The organism is Patescibacteria group bacterium (assembly GCA_038064855.1).
Lineage (GTDB): Bacteria > Patescibacteriota > Minisyncoccia > Ryanbacterales > GWA2-47-10b > SICQ01.
In genome coordinates this window covers 42,415-57,962 of record JBBTSE010000004.1, presented here as the reverse complement: position 1 = coordinate 57,962, position 15,548 = coordinate 42,415, and the positions used below count along the sequence as shown (strand labels likewise).

23 protein-coding genes and 3 tRNA genes are annotated in these 15,548 nt (G+C 47.4%); 19 read left to right on the top strand and 7 right to left on the bottom strand.

Translation table 11 applies throughout. The annotated features are described in order from the left end of the window. Positions 1-71 (bottom strand) — tRNA-Glu (locus AAB417_01665). A 96-nt stretch (positions 72-167) separates the two neighbouring features. On the opposite strand from AAB417_01665, the gene uppS reads away from it, so the two are divergent. Genes uppS through AAB417_01645 form a run of 4 tightly spaced genes read left to right on the top strand, consistent with a single transcriptional unit; the run spans position 168 to position 4,096 of the window. After that, positions 168-857 carry a polyprenyl diphosphate synthase gene (uppS, locus tag AAB417_01660; GenBank protein MEK7630714.1) on the top strand — a complete coding sequence of 230 codons (690 nt, stop codon included), beginning with the start codon at positions 168-170 and terminating at the stop codon, positions 855-857. Positions 858-869: 12 nt separating this feature from the next. Beyond that, positions 870-1,259 (top strand): hypothetical protein, encoded by a 390-nt coding sequence (locus AAB417_01655; GenBank protein ID MEK7630713.1) that lies wholly within the window; start codon positions 870-872, stop codon positions 1,257-1,259. A 1-nt stretch (position 1,260) separates the two neighbouring features. After that, entirely contained in the window at positions 1,261-3,678 is a 2,418-nt protein-coding gene (locus AAB417_01650; GenBank protein MEK7630712.1) for an ATP-dependent Clp protease ATP-binding subunit, read from the top strand. Between the two features lie 4 nt (positions 3,679-3,682). Next, a complete protein-coding gene (locus tag AAB417_01645) occupies positions 3,683-4,096 on the top strand; it encodes an HIT family protein (protein ID MEK7630711.1) in 414 nt (137 codons plus the stop codon). 48 nt (positions 4,097-4,144) lie between these two features. Here the strand turns inward: AAB417_01645 and AAB417_01640 are convergent, their stop codons facing one another. Next, the gene (locus AAB417_01640; protein ID MEK7630710.1) at positions 4,145-4,819 is read right to left on the bottom strand and encodes a hypothetical protein; all 675 of its coding nucleotides are present in this window, start codon (positions 4,817-4,819) and stop codon (positions 4,145-4,147) included. Between the two features lie 119 nt (positions 4,820-4,938). Here AAB417_01640 and AAB417_01635 point away from each other — a divergent pair, with 119 nt between their 5' ends. The 5 genes from AAB417_01635 (at position 4,939) to AAB417_01615 (ending at position 6,943) form a co-directional block, all read left to right on the top strand. Continuing rightward, positions 4,939-5,637 (top strand): RluA family pseudouridine synthase, encoded by a 699-nt coding sequence (locus AAB417_01635; protein ID MEK7630709.1) that lies wholly within the window; start codon positions 4,939-4,941, stop codon positions 5,635-5,637. Between the two features lie 19 nt (positions 5,638-5,656). After that, positions 5,657-6,025, top strand: coding sequence for a 50S ribosomal protein L19 (gene rplS, locus AAB417_01630; GenBank protein MEK7630708.1), 369 nt, complete (start codon positions 5,657-5,659; stop codon positions 6,023-6,025). A gap of 73 nt (positions 6,026-6,098) precedes the next feature. Next, entirely contained in the window at positions 6,099-6,758 is a 660-nt protein-coding gene (locus tag AAB417_01625) for a hypothetical protein (GenBank protein ID MEK7630707.1), read from the top strand. Positions 6,759-6,764: 6 nt separating this feature from the next. Further along, positions 6,765-6,848: transfer RNA gene (locus AAB417_01620), tRNA-Leu, on the top strand. Between the two features lie 23 nt (positions 6,849-6,871). Next, positions 6,872-6,943 (top strand) — tRNA-His (locus tag AAB417_01615). A gap of 263 nt (positions 6,944-7,206) precedes the next feature. Here AAB417_01615 and AAB417_01610 read toward each other — a convergent pair. From AAB417_01610 to AAB417_01600, 3 genes are all read right to left on the bottom strand, one after another. Then, positions 7,207-7,554 carry a hypothetical protein gene (locus tag AAB417_01610; protein ID MEK7630706.1) on the bottom strand — a complete coding sequence of 116 codons (348 nt, stop codon included), beginning with the start codon at positions 7,552-7,554 and terminating at the stop codon, positions 7,207-7,209. A gap of 172 nt (positions 7,555-7,726) precedes the next feature. Further along, complete coding sequence (locus AAB417_01605; GenBank protein MEK7630705.1) at positions 7,727-8,572, bottom strand: DUF3800 domain-containing protein; 846 nt, start codon at positions 8,570-8,572, stop codon at positions 7,727-7,729. 219 nt (positions 8,573-8,791) lie between these two features. Next, the gene (locus AAB417_01600; protein ID MEK7630704.1) at positions 8,792-9,322 is read right to left on the bottom strand and encodes a hypothetical protein; all 531 of its coding nucleotides are present in this window, start codon (positions 9,320-9,322) and stop codon (positions 8,792-8,794) included. 152 nt (positions 9,323-9,474) lie between these two features. Here AAB417_01600 and AAB417_01595 point away from each other — a divergent pair, with 152 nt between their 5' ends. From AAB417_01595 to AAB417_01565, 7 genes are all read left to right on the top strand, one after another. Next, entirely contained in the window at positions 9,475-9,702 is a 228-nt protein-coding gene (locus AAB417_01595) for a hypothetical protein (GenBank protein ID MEK7630703.1), read from the top strand. Between the two features lie 13 nt (positions 9,703-9,715). Continuing rightward, positions 9,716-10,021, top strand: coding sequence for an MscL family protein (locus tag AAB417_01590; GenBank protein MEK7630702.1), 306 nt, complete (start codon positions 9,716-9,718; stop codon positions 10,019-10,021). A gap of 208 nt (positions 10,022-10,229) precedes the next feature. Then, a complete protein-coding gene (locus tag AAB417_01585) occupies positions 10,230-10,775 on the top strand; it encodes a hypothetical protein (GenBank protein MEK7630701.1) in 546 nt (181 codons plus the stop codon). A 42-nt stretch (positions 10,776-10,817) separates the two neighbouring features. Beyond that, positions 10,818-11,147, top strand: a complete 330-nt coding sequence (locus tag AAB417_01580; protein ID MEK7630700.1) for a hypothetical protein — start codon at positions 10,818-10,820, stop codon at positions 11,145-11,147. A gap of 71 nt (positions 11,148-11,218) precedes the next feature. After that, the gene (locus tag AAB417_01575; GenBank protein ID MEK7630699.1) at positions 11,219-11,479 is read left to right on the top strand and encodes a hypothetical protein; all 261 of its coding nucleotides are present in this window, start codon (positions 11,219-11,221) and stop codon (positions 11,477-11,479) included. Further along, positions 11,466-11,858 (top strand): hypothetical protein, encoded by a 393-nt coding sequence (locus tag AAB417_01570; protein ID MEK7630698.1) that lies wholly within the window; start codon positions 11,466-11,468, stop codon positions 11,856-11,858. The genes AAB417_01575 and AAB417_01570 overlap by 14 nt, the downstream gene beginning before the upstream one ends. A gap of 15 nt (positions 11,859-11,873) precedes the next feature. Further along, complete coding sequence (locus tag AAB417_01565) at positions 11,874-12,422, top strand: hypothetical protein (protein MEK7630697.1); 549 nt, start codon at positions 11,874-11,876, stop codon at positions 12,420-12,422. A 59-nt stretch (positions 12,423-12,481) separates the two neighbouring features. Here the strand turns inward: AAB417_01565 and nth are convergent, their stop codons facing one another. After that, on the bottom strand, positions 12,482-13,165 hold the full coding sequence (gene nth / locus AAB417_01560; GenBank protein ID MEK7630696.1) for an endonuclease III: 684 nt from the start codon (positions 13,163-13,165) through the stop codon (positions 12,482-12,484). 64 nt (positions 13,166-13,229) lie between these two features. Here nth and AAB417_01555 point away from each other — a divergent pair, with 64 nt between their 5' ends. The 3 genes from AAB417_01555 to AAB417_01545 are packed head-to-tail and all read left to right on the top strand — an operon-like array spanning position 13,230 to position 14,511. Further along, entirely contained in the window at positions 13,230-13,466 is a 237-nt protein-coding gene (locus tag AAB417_01555; protein MEK7630695.1) for a glutaredoxin domain-containing protein, read from the top strand. Further along, complete coding sequence (locus tag AAB417_01550; protein ID MEK7630694.1) at positions 13,467-14,159, top strand: VIT1/CCC1 transporter family protein; 693 nt, start codon at positions 13,467-13,469, stop codon at positions 14,157-14,159. It abuts the gene before it with no gap. Positions 14,160-14,163: 4 nt separating this feature from the next. Next, positions 14,164-14,511: a hypothetical protein gene (locus tag AAB417_01545; GenBank protein ID MEK7630693.1), complete on the top strand. Its 348-nt coding sequence runs from the start codon at positions 14,164-14,166 to the stop codon at positions 14,509-14,511. Here AAB417_01545 and AAB417_01540 read toward each other — a convergent pair. Beyond that, the gene (locus AAB417_01540; protein MEK7630692.1) at positions 14,486-15,532 is read right to left on the bottom strand and encodes a trypsin-like peptidase domain-containing protein; all 1,047 of its coding nucleotides are present in this window, start codon (positions 15,530-15,532) and stop codon (positions 14,486-14,488) included. The genes AAB417_01545 and AAB417_01540 overlap by 26 nt on opposite strands. Positions 15,533-15,548: the final 16 nt, after the last annotated feature.

Genomic DNA, 15,548 nt, shown 5'->3' with positions numbered 1-15,548 from the left:
GGCCCCAACGGGAATCGAACCCGTATTTACGCCTTGAAAGAGCGCTGTCCTAACCATTAGACGATAGGGCCATATGACGCGGTCATCGTATCATTTTTACCCTTATGCGGAAAGTCCCTAGCCAAATCTTCCCTCAAGGGCGTTCTATGGCTATACTAGAGAACATCATGCAAGATTACTCCGTAGGGCATGTGGCCATTATTCCTGACGGCAACCGCAGGTGGGCGAAAGGGAAAGGCCTCTTCCCATGGCTTGGACACAAAGAAGGTATCACCGCATACGAAAAAGTTATTGATCGTGCACTTGATCTCAATATTTTTTGCGTGTCCTTTTGGGGAATGAGTGTCGACAATATCAAAAAACGCCCGGCAGCCGAAGTGGAATTTTTACTCAAAGCTTTCTCAAAAGCTTTATTAGACGCGCTCAAAAACCCACGACTCAAAGAACATGATGTGCGCATATCAATCGTTGGTGAGTGGCGGACTCTTTTTCCAAAAAGTTTAGTAGAAACTGGCGAGCGACTTATAGAAGAGACCAAGGATCGCAAACAGCATATTATGAATTTGATGCTGTGTTATGACGGCAAGACTGAGATGACACGCGCGTTTGAGGCGGCGATGAGTTCGGGCAAACCATTTACTTCTCCCAAAGATTATTTGTGGACGCGCGACTTGCCTCCGGTAGATCTCGTTGTTCGCACGGGGGGCGACCCACACCTGTCAGCCGGTTTTATGATGTGGGATACAGCGGATGCGCAGCTACACTTTACCGAAAAACTTTGGCCTGATTTTACGCCGGATGATTTTGAGGGCGCTATAAAAGACTTTCAGAGCCGTGAACGCAGGTTTGGTGCGTGATATACTAAACGCATGAATAGCGCCCTGGTCGTGGGGGAATATCTTTGGTGGCAGTACGAGGCAGGACTTGTACTGATGCTTGAGGCGTGGATGAATGTGCATTGGTTTTTATTGCACTTTTTTTCGGTACCCGAGCTTGCTCGTAGTCTATTCTCACCATTTCACCGCATGCGCGAGCGTAAAAAACAAGGATTTGATCTCGAGGATATTTTTGAAGTGTTCGCGATCAATATCTTGATGCGTTTTGTGGGCGCGTTGGTACGATTGGTATTTATCAGCGCGGGTCTTGTAGTACAGGTTGTAGCGTTTGCTATTGGTTTCTGTATTTTGTGCACCGCGCTATTGAGCCCAATAGTGATCCCCGCACTTTTCCTTAGTGGTATATGGATAATCGTTTTCTGATATGATTCCGCGCAGACATATTTTGTGTATTGAGCAGACGCTCTCGACAGGCGCACGGGGGATGCTGGTCAAAATATTTTTGTTTGTCGGTATCGTGGGTGTCGGATTTTTTGTAGCAGCAAACCTATTGTCCGTCAGCATCCCTCATATCGACAAGGCGGCGGGTGCGGGGCTCATCGCATTTTCATTCTTTTTCTTTTTTGGGTTTCTCGAGTTTTATTATCGCAGCGCGCTGGTACGCGAGATGGTTACCGTAGGGTCGGGGCGCATAGCGGTGTCCTCCGAGATACTGCGCCTCTGGGCGCTCATGCCACGCGGGCCCGATGACAAACTTTCATTTCGTGAATGGTGGCGTGCGCTCGCGGGTACCGACGCGTTTCATCTTTTGCTCTTTCGTCTTGGTATCGCGCGTGGCGATTTTGATGCTTGGTTCAAAGCATATCCCACCACGGATGCGCCACAGGTGACAATCGAGGCGATCGCGGACAAAGAGCAAATGCTGACTGTCGCGCGCGTGCTGACTTTTGCGATTGATGCTGATAAAGCATTTGCCGAATTTTTATTCGCACACGAAGTCAAGCGTGAAGATTTGGAGGGAGCGGCATTGTGGGTAGAAGCAGAATTTGAAGAAGAGTACGCCCATACGCGTTGGTGGATGAGAGCACGACTCTCGCGCATACCCGGCATCGGAAAAGATTTGGGCTTTGGGTATACCTGGACGCTTAACCAGTATTCGCACGATCTTTCATATGCGACGACGCATTTTGCCAGAGAAGCTCGCAAAGATGAGATAGAACGCATCGAAGAAGTGCTCGCGCGCAATTCGCAGGCCAATGTGCTGTTGGTAGGGGAAGAAGGTTCAGGTAAGCACGCAGTACTCGAAGGACTTACCGAATGGATCCGCACGGGTCGCGCGCATCCGGCGCTCGAACACAAACGAGTGGTATTTTTTGACAGCTCGTCGGTCGTGGCATCGGCACAGGTCAAGGGCGCCTTTGAAGGGCTCATGATCCAAATGTTTAACGAAGCGACGGGGGCAGGTAATATTCTTTTGGTTATTGAAAACTTTCCAAGCTTTATTGCGTCAGCCAGTGAGCTTGGCGTGGACGCCGTCTCACTCCTCGAGCCATATATGGCAGGTTCGGCGATACAGGTAGTGGCGCTCTCCGATACGGATTCATTTCATCGCGACCTCGAACCTAACGGCAAGATAATGAAACTTTTTGAGAAAGTAACACTCGAAGAGCCAACGCGCGAGCGCACACTTGGTATGTTGCAAGACGCACTCGGCGCTATCGAACCGCATACAGGCAAGTTTTTTACCTATCCTGCACTTTTACGCGCCCATGAGCTTGCCGATAGGTTTATCACGACGGGCGCCATGCCCGAGAAAGCTATTGATCTTTTAGAGCAAGCGGCATCTTCAGTACCAGCTGACCGCATCGTCATCATGCCTTCTGATATCGACACGGTAGTAGAGAAAAAGACTCATATACCGACGACTATTGCCGAGCCCGAAGAGCGTTCAAAGCTTTTACATCTCGAAGAGCTCATCGGCGCGCGCGTGATCGGGCAGTCGCGGGCAGTGCGCGCGGTAGCTGATGCGCTGCGCAGGGCGCGCTCGGGTCTGCGTGCAAGTACGCGACCTGTAGGATCATTTCTCTTTTTAGGGCCCACAGGTGTGGGTAAGACTGAGACCGCAAAAGCATTGGCATTTACGTATTTTGGAGAAGAGGATGCGATGTTTCGATTTGATATGTCGGAATATCAGGGTACTGACGGCATCGAAAAACTTATCGGTTCGCGCGACGCGCATGATCCGGGCATTTTAACATCACGCCTGCGCGAAAAACCGTTTTCACTCTTGCTCTTCGACGAGTTTGAGAAAGCGTCTAAAGAAGTTCACAATCTTTTTTTACAAATTCTCGACGAAGGGTTGTTCTCTGATGGTGCTGGCAAGCGCGTGTCAGCGCGCGAGACGATGATCATCGCCACATCAAACGCAGGCGCCAATATTATTTGGGATTTACTCAAAGAAGGTAAAGAGCTTGCGGATATTGAGGGGCGTGTGATTGATGCGATTCGCCGTGAGCGTATTTTTTCACCCGAGCTTTTAAACCGCTTCGATGCGATCATTGTCTACCGCCCACTCGATAAATCCGAGCTTACCGAAGTGGCAATGTTGTTGTTACAAGACTTAATGAAAAGGTTACAAAAACAAGAAATTATTTTTGAACCCACGCTCGAACTCGCGGCCCGTGTGGTCGAGATTGGGTACGATCCAACCTTTGGCGCGCGCCCCATGCGCCGTGCGGTCGCTGATAAGGTAGAGCAAGTAATCGCCAAAAAGATTTTGGAAGGCAAGCTCAAACGCGGCGATACATTTCGGTTTACAAGCGAGGATATTGCTGCATTATAGATATATGGATATCTGTCTTTTTTGCAAAATCGTCAAAGGTGATATTCCTGCTGACAAGGTATACGAAGATGATATGGTCTTTGCGTTTCTTGATATTCATCCGCGCACACCAGGGCATACGATGGTGATCCCTAAAACACACGCAGAAACTTTGCTTGATTTGCCGCGCGAACAAGTTGGCCCTTTTTTTGAAGGAGTGCAAAAAGTGGTTGGCATGGTCAAGCGCGCGCTGGGGCCCGATGCGTTCACTCTCGGCATGAATCACGGGCGTGTATCAGGCCAAGAGGTTGATCATATGCATTTTCATATCATGCCACGCTGGGCGGGCGATGGCGGCCATTCGGTGCAGTCGGTAGTCTCAAATATTCCAACGGAAGATATAAAAGTAATAGCTGAGAAGATAAGGTCTACAAAATAAAATGCTCTACACCTTAATGGTGTAGAGCTTGCCGGTTCCCCGGCTGGTTCAGAGAACGTTGAACTGGTAAGAGAAGAATACTTGACAGCCTACTTGGCTGGTGGTGCGGAAGCGGACTTGATCTTCACCTGCGGGCGGCGGCTGGTTGGAGTTGAAGCCGGCTCCAAGAACTTTTGCATCGGGGTCGATCGCGATACCGACTCCGATGTTGAAGCTGTCGCCGTTGGTACGCGCGGCATCGGTCGCGACATCGAAGAAGGCATCCCGTCGAAGTCCGAGTACGAATCCCGCTCCCACGGTGTCGATGATGTCGTTGGACCCGAGAGTCACACTCACATAGGGTCCAACGCCCCACTTGCCTTCCATGAGCTGAGGAATGCCCAGGAAGCGGGCTGGCGGTAGGAACATGTAGTGGCTCTCGAGGCCGAACCCGACGTTCACGTTGTTGTCCTTCGTGACGCGTACGACCTTGGGATCTCCCACGATCTCCGCGGTATCGACGCGCTCATGCGACCCGATGTCGAACGATCCGATGAGGGCGGGCGCGAAGCCGAAGCCCGCGAACTTCTCCTCGGAGGCCTCGTTTGCAGCATCGATGGCCGCCTCTGGTGTCGCCTCGGTGGCGACTACCTGGTTATCCACCACCACCACCGTAGCAGTGGCCGGGGTGCGTGCTGCTGCGATGAACGCAAGCGCGCATACCAATGTCAAGAATCTTCGCATATCTTCTCTCCTTCATGCACTTTTTCGGAAGACTGCCCTCCGAAATCCTTAGAGAGAATAGCATATATTTTTCAATTGTCAATAATTATGAAGCGATCATTGTTAGCTAACATATAAGTATGCAAGCTTTAGAAATTATATATGAAGATGATGATATGCTCGCGCTAGCGAAACCCGCGGGTATTGTCGTACATCATGATGCGACACATACGAGTGGTACGGTCGTCGATTGGCTCTTAGTAAATAGACCCGAGGTAAAAGAGGTAGGAGACTCTGAGCGTCCTGGCATCGTGCATCGGCTCGACAAAGATACGTCGGGTGTGTTGTTGGTCGCTAAAAATCAAAAGACTTTTTTGTATATAAAAAATCTTTTCCAAACTAGCGGTATCCAGAAAAAATATCAGACGCTTGTGATCGGTGTGATGCAAAATGACAATGGCATTATCGACGAGCCGATTGCGCGTTCGACCAAAAATTTTCAAAAGCGTGTGGTGGGCGGCGGGCAGGGGAGATCACGCGAAGCCGTCACGCACTACCGTGTACTCGAACGCCTACCCGAATATACATTGGTCGAGGCTTCCCCTAAGACGGGGCGTACTCACCAAATCCGCTCGCACCTCGCACACATTGGGTATCCGGTGGCATGTGACAAGCTTTATGGTGGCAAGCGCTATATGTGTCCTACAGGTCTCGGGCGTCAGTTTTTGCATGCCCATTCACTTACATTTGAGGCGCCATCAGGTAAAAAACTCGAGCTTATCTCGTCATTGCCCACAGACCTTGAGGGTGCGCTCAAAGTGTTGCGCGCCATAAAATAGTGTGATATAAAGGGATTCTATGAAGCCAGCACAGGTAGACATGAAGCCAGGCGATACTATTCGCGTGGTACAGAAGATCAAAGAAGGGGACAAGTCTCGACTCCAGACATTCGAGGGTCTTATCATCGCTCAAAAACACGGCAAGGGCATCGAGGGTACCTTTACGGTACGCAAAGTGTCAGCCGGTGTGGGTGTTGAGCGTATTTTCCCTGTGCATTCTCCAAATATTGAAAAAGTAGAGATCGTACGCCGCGCAACCCGCGTGCGCCGTGCAAAACTTTACTACATCCGCGACAAGGCTGCGCGCGATACGCGCAAGAAGATGCGCCAGGTACGCTTTGAGATGCCAAAAGAAGAGAAAAAGGTAGAAGCCAAAAAGGAGGAGTAATATCCTCCTTTTTGTTTGGCGATTTTATTTTTTATGATTGGCATACGCTATAAGCTTGAGGTACAATAAGGTTATGGCAGGAGTAAAACCGAAGGGGAGAGTAAAAATTAAATGGTCGCCAGAGTTTGCCTATGCGATTGGTCTACTTGTTACAGATGGTAATTTATCAAAAGATGAAAGACATATGAGTTTTACTTCTAAAGATCTAGTTTTAGTAATCAATTTTAAAAAATGTTTAGGACTTACAAATAAAATTTCTAAGAAAGGTAGTGGCTCAAGTAAGATAAAAAAATATTATTTTGTACAGTTCGGCGATGTCCAGTTTTATAGGTTTCTTGTAGATCACGGGCTTTCTCCAAACAAATCAAAAACAATCTCTGAAGTTTTTATGCCCGATAAATATTTCTTTGATTTCTTGAGGGGAGGTTTTGATGGAGATGGCACTTTTTATTCCTATTATGATCCGCGATGGCGTTCGAGTTTTATGTTTTATACAGTTTTTGCTTCGGCTAGTAAAAAGCATACTATGTGGTTACAGGGCAAGTTATATAATGTTCTCAAGTTAAAAGGTCATATTAATCGTGGAGGTGGAGGTGTTTATCAGTTAAAGTATGCAAAGCAAGAATCGCTCGTATTATTACGTAGAATGTATCATTCAAAAGAAGTTATTTGTCTGAAAAGAAAGAGGTTGAAAATCGAGAAGGCATTGGCTATAATCGGAGTCACGTTATAAATACATGCGCGGGTGGTGGAACTGGTAGACACGCACGCTTGAGGGGCGTGTGGGAGCAATCCCGTGGGAGTTCGAGTCTCCCCTCGCGCACAAGGATTTGAGAGGTAATCATGGTGGCTATAGCTCAGCGGTTAGAGCGCCGCTCTGTGGAAGCGGAGATGAGGGTTCGATTCCCTCTAGCCACCCATTGAGGAGTGATGTGCGGTTTTGAGGATAGTGTCGAAGGGGGATCGTACGTCAAACAAAAGGTTTTTGCCAGATAGCTGGCAGTTCTGAAGTAGAAATCCCAGTAACTGTCGTTTTTCTTGTGGTTCAGAACTCTCGAATATCTCAAGAGCCCGATTAGCCAATGAAAACACAGTAGAAGCGGTAATATGATAGTTTTCGTCTGCCTTCGTATGTTCCTCTAATTCTTGTCCGACTTCATACTGCCTTTCTTTGTACTCTTTCAACTTCTTGTCATATTCATCCTTAGTAATTCTCCAATAAATCCAAAGAGGACATAATCGCTAAAGAAGCTAAACCATTCAGAACTTAGGCCGTAAGTTTTTAGTAATTCATTGATCTCCGAAAGGTATAACTTACGATTTTTTATAGTTGCCGGTATGCGGGGAGATTTATCGCGAATCACCAGTTGATCAAACTCAGTAATATCAATGCTCTGAGAACGGATGGATAATTTTTTGCGAATTAAATTAACCCTTTTTTTAAACCCGCGCGTAGTGAGTAATTCGGCCACAAAACTAGCCGCTTTCTCATTGATTTTTGGCTTTCCCTTCTTCAATTTCTCATCCATTTCTTTACTTTAGTTTACATTTCAGCCATTCTCAATAGCTGTGATTAACACACAGCCCTAAAGTGAATTGGGGTTGTTTCCTGTCACTGATCGGTGTAAAGTATAGGCAGTATGGGAACGAGCCTTTGAGCTCACTCTCTCACAAAATCCCTCGTAAGAGGGATTTTGCATTTTAGTACATTTTAAAGTAGCTATTTTCGGGTATTCCGTTGGCTACTTTTCTATAAGAAAAAGTTTTTGATTTTAAAATTTTAATAATATCTTGGTCGTATTTTTGATGGTAAGAGGAAATAACCCCGTCATTTAGTCTGGATTCTAAAGAGAGATAATGAGCGGCTATATCTGCTACTTGTGACTCTATGTCATGGTTCTGCTTTGTTACGAATGAGATACCAGTAAAGTGCTTTCTCACTGTAGTCGCATCCATCCCAAATGGAGGAAAGCCGCTCGTTAGAAGTCTGTTGTAGGCCGAGTATATTAGTGTATCTTGAACTTCATTTGAAGACTCCATAATGACTTCGCCATTTGCCTTTTTTCGATTTAAGTAATCCAGATACATTGTGAGAAGTTCAGTCGAAACTTTTTTTAAAAGATTATTTCCTGTTCCCCTAACTTGTTTCTCCCAATTACTTCCTGGATGAGCGCTCGGGAGCTGTAAAACCGCATGAGCTACCACTGGGTTATGAGCCAAGTAGGTTGATTTATTTATTGAAACCAGCCCGATTTTGAAGGTGTAATTCAAAAAGGTTGATAGGTCTCTATAAAAATCATCAATAGTAAGTTTCGATTTTTTTTCCTTGAATATGGCGAAATCCCCAGTTTGTTGTCTAATGTCATTAGCATGGAAAACAATGTTTACATCTCCCCAATATTTAAATTTAATTTGGTTGGCCTTGTTTTTCAGATCTGATTTGCCGTTATCGTGGATTAGGATGCCAGCCAAAGAAAAGTGGGGGGCGCGTGGGTCTATCGTTTTAAGATCGTGTTTACCGGATTCATCAATATAGAGGTTAAACATACTGATCGGTATCATAACACCATGAGCGAATATTTAAAGTCGCTTAAACTTTGATTGTAGGTTCAAGTTCTGCTGAGGGTATAAGGTTGAAATGTGCGAAGGCCATTCTCTATTTGAGCCCAATCCAAAGTTCTGAACTCGTCCAATAGGCGACCCAATAAAAAGATTTTGAAATAAAAAGCCACCCTTTAACGAAAAAGAGTGGTGTTGCTGTTTTGTTCAGCGCGTTACCTTGAGGCGCACGGGGACGATGCTGATCATCATATTGCGGTCATACATCGTACCTCCCGCGCCATGTTCGTCGATCACGACGAATGCATCGACGATCTCGAGCTCTTGCGTTTTTCCGTCCTGCGTCCAGCGGACCCCTTTTGAAAGAGCTGCTGCCTTGAGGCGAGGCTTGAGGGTGTCGTCTCGAAATGTGACGATTTCACTACACGCTGCAGAGAGTACTGTGATGGGAGGATCGAGTTCACCGTTTCCGGATATGGTGGGGGAGCCATCTTCCTCCGGCATGTGGTAGTAGGTAGTTGAGTAGAATGCGATGACGCCGCGGCCAAGTTCTTGTTTGTAGATTGCGGTGAGAAGGCCTTCGAGCGCATCCGCCTCACTCCCCGTAAGTTGAGCGATGGATACGGTGCCGTCGAGCGATGGCACGTTGCACGAGGTGGCGAGGCAAAGCAGTACGGCAATCATGATTGTCCGAACGGCTTCATGTGACCTCCTGTTGTCAAATCCCAAACTACTCATACCATAGGGTCTTTAAGTGTACAAGATTGCCGTATACTAACATTGCGTTCATTTTTTCTATCCACTGTCGTGACTCTTTGCTGGGGAGATTTCTTGGTATACTGGCTTTAGGTTGCTTTTAAAGCTTTTTATTATTTATTTTTATACATTCTATGTACACATCTTTAAGAAAGGCGTTTGTCTCCGATGACAAACAAAAATACGCTTTCAAGTTAGGACAGGTTGTCGCGTCCGCATTGAGTGGTTTTGTGGTAGGCGTCATCACCGCAACTGTTATCTGGATGCTCGCGCTTTACTATATCAATAATCTTCTACTCGAGAACGGAGCTGAAAACACACCATCACCTCAGCAGATTTTGAGAGACGCCAGTCCTTTCTAAATAATTGTTAACCATGCATCTTCGGGGGTTTCTCGATTTTGTCCGCAAGCAGGGCGTAGTAGGACTTGCTGTCGGTTTTATCTTGGGCGGTGCTGTATCAAGGGTGGTAAGCTCGGTGGTTAACGACCTCGTAAACCCCATCATCGGTCTCGCATTGGGGGCGGCAGGAAATCTCAAGGACGCGAAGCTCGCTATAGGTCCTGTATCATTTGGAGTTGGCAACTTTGTCAGCACGCTTATTGACTTTACGGTCATAGCGCTTGTTGTGTATTTTGGGGTCAAGTGGATTGGTCTTGATAAGCTCGATAAAAAAGACTGATGGGCGGTATCCCCAGAGCCCTTGACTCGCCGGTAGCGGTTTGATACACTAGAGAAGTACCTATGAGTTCCGCCCACTTGTCAGATATATGCTGATGATGGCGAGATTAAACCAGAGAACACCCATAGTAGCGAACCCCGAACCGAAAGGTGAGGGGTTTTCTATTTGTGCATTGTTTGGCTCTAGGAGGGCATTAAACTATCTATATATGAAGGTTACTAACACACTTATGTTTGGCGCGCTCGGTGCGGTATCAGGATTTCTCTCGGCAGTTGCGACCGATACGCTCCAACATTACTACCAATGGAGCGATGCGCCGTGGTACACGGCAGGTATCATGTTTGGTATTTTTATTGCCATAGGTATTTTGATGCGTCGCGACAGAGAGGCGACACTACTCTTTCGTTTGCCGCTCTGGATCGTAGGGTCTACCGCGAGTTACTTTATCGCCGTCAAAACTGTACAGCTTTTGATCGAGGGTACCAATGTAGCGCCGAGGTATGGCGAGTTTTTGATAGCCGGCGGGGCGGGTGCGCTTGCCATGCTCGCGTCATTTAGTATTTTACTTTTTGGACTCGAATTAAAAGAGCTTGGAATACTTGTCGTATTTGGTACAGCTCTCGGGCTTACTTGGTTTTTGGGCGATCCCGCATCAGAGCTATGGTATCAAAAACAGTTTTTTACGCTGTATGTCTGCTGGCAGACGGGGATGGCACTCGGGCTTGGCATGGCGCTCGATAGAAGACGCAGTTGATATTTTATTTATGAGGCATACTATTAGGTTAAATTAGTTCCCATGGAAACAAATCCGGAATTTCACAGCGCGGAGGATGCGAAGATGCGGCAACATCGCCAGGATGTGCGTGAGGTAGAAGATCGCATCGCGGCGTTGCATGAGCGGCGAGGGGTACACGAAAATGATCTTGGGTTTGAGGAAAGTCTCGAGCTCGACGATCCCTTACGCCGTTTGATGGTAAACGGCGAAGAAGTGTTAGGGCTTGATGATGCTCAGGCGCAAGAGATGCGCACGGTGTTGCGCAGGCTCTTGAAGGGTCCGCTCGATGATGCCGACGAACAGCGTCTTGCTGATTGGTTGAGTCGCTATGAAGAAGCACGAGTAGAGTAGAATGCTCACGAGGAGAGAGGTTGCAGAGCGACCCCTCTTTTTTCTTTTTAGCTTTTCATTACAATAGTCACATGAACCAAAAAGGTTCGATGTTGCTTGGGTTGCTTATCGTCATCGCTATCGTGATGATGATATATTTTATGCGGCCAGGTGGTAGTGCGAAACCTCATGACGCAGAAAATCCAAAAACAATAGGTGATACAGGTAGCAGTGTGCCTGACAGAGCACTCATCGAGTCAGGAATCGATGCAAAAAAGAAAGCATCGGGCGTCGCCGATGATTTGGAGAAAAAAGCGCAAGAATCAAATAAATATCTTGATGAAAACCCCTAGTATCTTTGAACAGTCCGAAGAAGTGTTGGCGCTCGCCGAGCGTTTGCGTAGTAGTGCCGATGAACATCCTATTGACGCATGTGCTGACGCGCCTGCGCCTCGACACCGCGCGGAATTTTTGTCAGGTATCAAGCTTTGTTTTACGCGCAACATTACCGATCAGGGGGATCGATATTTTCTCTCATTTTATTTGCCTGACGGCATGAGCTTTGATGATGAAGCTATACGACTTGTGCCGTTATTTTTTGCGCCTGACTTACCGATAGAAGAGGTGAGAAATATTGAGACGCAGGGTGTGCGTTGCTTTGTCCAAGATCTGTGGCAGCCCGATATCTTGACACAAGAAAAAACTGTGCTATACTCTCATCAGAGTTCCTGAAAGGAGGAAACATATATGGTAGCAATTCTGCTGCTGACGCTCTTTCTTGGAGCGTCTACCGTAGAAGCGTACCAACTCTCGCAGCTAGAAGAAATTCCCCATCAGATCCAGCCGATCACATCGCTCGTTGGATATCCCGCATCATCGATGGAGAACATCTCCTGGCACACATCGTCTTCGAGGAGAGTTGCATACGAACCAGATTCCCGACAAAGGGATCGTGATTTTGACGCGCGTACACCTGTGCGCGTGCATAACCTAGAGGTCAGCGCGTATACATCACGCGCGCGTGAGACCGATAGTACACCGTTTATTACCGCAACGGGCCAGCGTGTACGATGGGGTATCGTCGCGTCAAACAAGTTTCCGCTCGGTACACAACTTCGCTTACCAGATCTTTTCGGTCCCGAAATCTTCGTAGTCGAAGACTGCATGAACGAACGGTACAAACACCGTGTTGATGTTTGGATGCCGAGACTTGCGCCTGCACGGAAATTTGGGGTCAAGGAAATGATCCGAGTGGAGGTTGTCGAGTACGGTACGCGGAGAAAATGTTACTTCTAGCATCCCCATAAAAGGGGCTAACTCGAACCCTGCCGCAGCACTATGCGGCAGGGTCTTTTTTATACAACAGAAGATGGGCAGATATCTTTGAGTGGGCAGCGTGCGCATTGGGGTCGTTGGGCTTTACAGATAGCGCGCCCGTGATCAATGATCCGATAAGTAGCCCCAAACCATTCTTTTTTTGGTAAGAGCTCCATAAGGTCTTGCTCGATTTTTACGGGGTTCTCAGATTCAGTGAGTGCCCAACGCTGAGAGATACGCCCCACATGAGTATCGACGGCGATGCCATCGACAACACCGTATGCGTTGCCCAAAATCACATTGGCACTTTTACGCGCGATGCCGGGTATGGTGAGAATCTCTTTCATGGTGCGAGGTACCTTGCCTTCAAAATCACTCTCGATTTTTTTGGCAGCACCGATAATGCTTTTTGCTTTGTTGTGGTAAAAGCCCGACGAATGAATAAGATCTTCAAGCTCTATGATATTTGCTCGCGCAAATGCGCGTACGGACGGATATTTTTTGAAAAGTGCTGGCGTGATCTCGTTTACTTTTTTGTCGGTGCACTGGGCCGATAGGATGACGGCTACCATAAGTTCAAAGTTTGTCTTGTAGGTGAGCGCGATAGTGGCCCTTGGATACTCTTTCTTGAGTCGGCGGAAAATCTCCTTTACTCGTACTTCTTTCTCAAAGGGTGTTTCTTTTTTTATCCACGGTTTGGTGTAGTTTTGAAAGCGATGCATGCGGGTATCGTAGCATGCGCGTACCGTTTTTGCAGAACGAGCAGGTCGTGTATACTGGGCGCATATGAAGAAAGTTGGAATCTATACGACGCCTTCCTGCGTCTACTGCCGTAAGGCAAAAGACATGTTTCAAAAGCATAATATTCCCTATAGTGAATACAATGTGATGACTGATGTAATCAAGCGCGATGAGATGATAAAGCGTACTGGGCAGATGGGGGTGCCAGTCATCGAGGTTGATGGTACGCTCATCGTCGGGTTTGACGAACGCAGGCTTCGGGAAATATTAGGTATCAAATAAATGAAAGCTGGCGGGCGCTATATCAAAGACATTGTGTATGGTGCCAATGACGGCGTTATCACCACCTTCGCTATTATCGCGGGGGTAGCGGGCGCCAACATTACTGATCCGCGTACAACCATTATCATACTCGGCGTTGCCAATGTGCTTGCCGATGGTTTTTCGATGGCAGCGTCAAATTATCTCGGGTCAAAATCTGAGCGCGATGTAGTAGAGAGGGAATATCGTGATGAGAATATTGAAGTTACTCAAGACCCTGATACTGAACGCGAGGAGATGACGAAGCTTTTGCGCGAAGAAGGATATGCCGATGGCGATGCTCGGTCACTTTCTCACTTGATGCTCAAAAATAAAGCGTTTTTTGTCGATCTCCTGATGCATGAGGAGTTTGGAGTATCAAATCATGAGCGTGGGCCTATCCTTGCAAGGTCTTTACTCACCTTTATTGCTTTTGTAGTCGCCGGGCTACTACCCGTCTTGCCGTTTTTGGTATTTTCAAGTATTACGCACATCTTTTTGTATTCGATTATATCGACCGGAGTAGTTTTATTTATACTTGGCGCATTGCGCGCACTCATCACCAAACGATCATTTTTTCTCTCGGGCCTCGAGATGTTCCTCATCGGAGGATTTGCGGCTAGCATCGCGTACGGCGTTGGCGTGATGTTGCATGGAGTCGCCGGTATACTTTAGATCTATGGATGATACAAAGGGGGAGAGATTACATCTTGGGTATCGCTACGGGTTTATAGGAAACCCCAAGGGTTTCGCGCGCGATAGCGTGGCCACTTATATCGATACTGACGCCAAAAAAGAAATACATACCCCCTATCTCCACGGGTCATGGATTGTGCGCGCCGATGAGATCGAGTACGCAGGCGAGCCGGTTGCAGGGTACTTGGCATTCAATGATAGCGGCAAATACGAACTAGTGGGGGATAGTGACAAGTGTGATATACAAATAAAAGAAGGCACGATATGTATCGTGCCTCAAACGCGCGGTGTAGTGTTGCGCGAGATTATTTTCCGAGACTCTCGGGTTTGACCTGAGCGCGTTCTTTGAGCTCTATCGGAATAGTGAGTTTTTCAGTACCGCGTAAAACCGAGAAGGTGAGCGTGTCACCGGGGTTGGTATTTTCGAGCATATCTTCGAGCGAAGTTTTCTCATTGATTGATTTACCGTTGCAGGCAAGGATGATATCACCCTCTTTAACCCCCGCAATGTCTGCAGGACTGCCGGGGATGATAGCGTGATCACCCGGGATCATCTCACGCACCACAAAAGCACCGTAGTTTACCGGAAGGCCAAATTGTTTTTGCAAAGCTGTATTAGCAAGCAGATACCGCACACCCAAGAATGGTCTACGGATGCGTCCGTATTTTTGTATATCACCTAGATCACGCGCCGCCTTTTCGATAGGAATCGCAAAGCCGATATTTTGCGCGCCAAAGATGACGGCAGCGTTGATGCCGATGACTTCACCATGAAGATTGATGAGTGGGCCGCCCGAATTACCAGGGTTGATGGCAGCATCAGTCTGGATGAGACCACGAAGGCGCTCATGATGCCCTGACATATCGCTGACGGCTGTAATGAGCCGAGAGAGCCCAGATACGACACCAGTTGATACCGAGCTTTGAAACTCACCAAGTGCATTGCCGATGGCGATAACTGTCTGGCCCAAGCGAAGATTTTGCGATTTACCGAGTGATGCTGTAGCAAAATTTGCCGGAGGCGTCATTTTGAGGATAGCAATATCATGGATAGGATCACGCGCAAGAATTTGCACATCACTGCGCGCGCCACTTTGATCAAAGATCGCGTACTGCGCGTCAGGATCCATAATTACATGCTTGTTAGTGAGTACCAAGCCATCATTGGAAATAATAAAGCCCGAACCACCACCAAGGCGGATATTGCCGTCAGCGTCTTTAGGAAGATCGGCAGCAATACCATCGAGTGGCAGCATGCGATTTACAAAATCTACATGCTTGGAAATAGTGATCGATACGACGGATGGTAAAATTTTTTCTACCGCGCGTACCACTTCATCTTCATGGGTCATTGCTTTCACTATATCA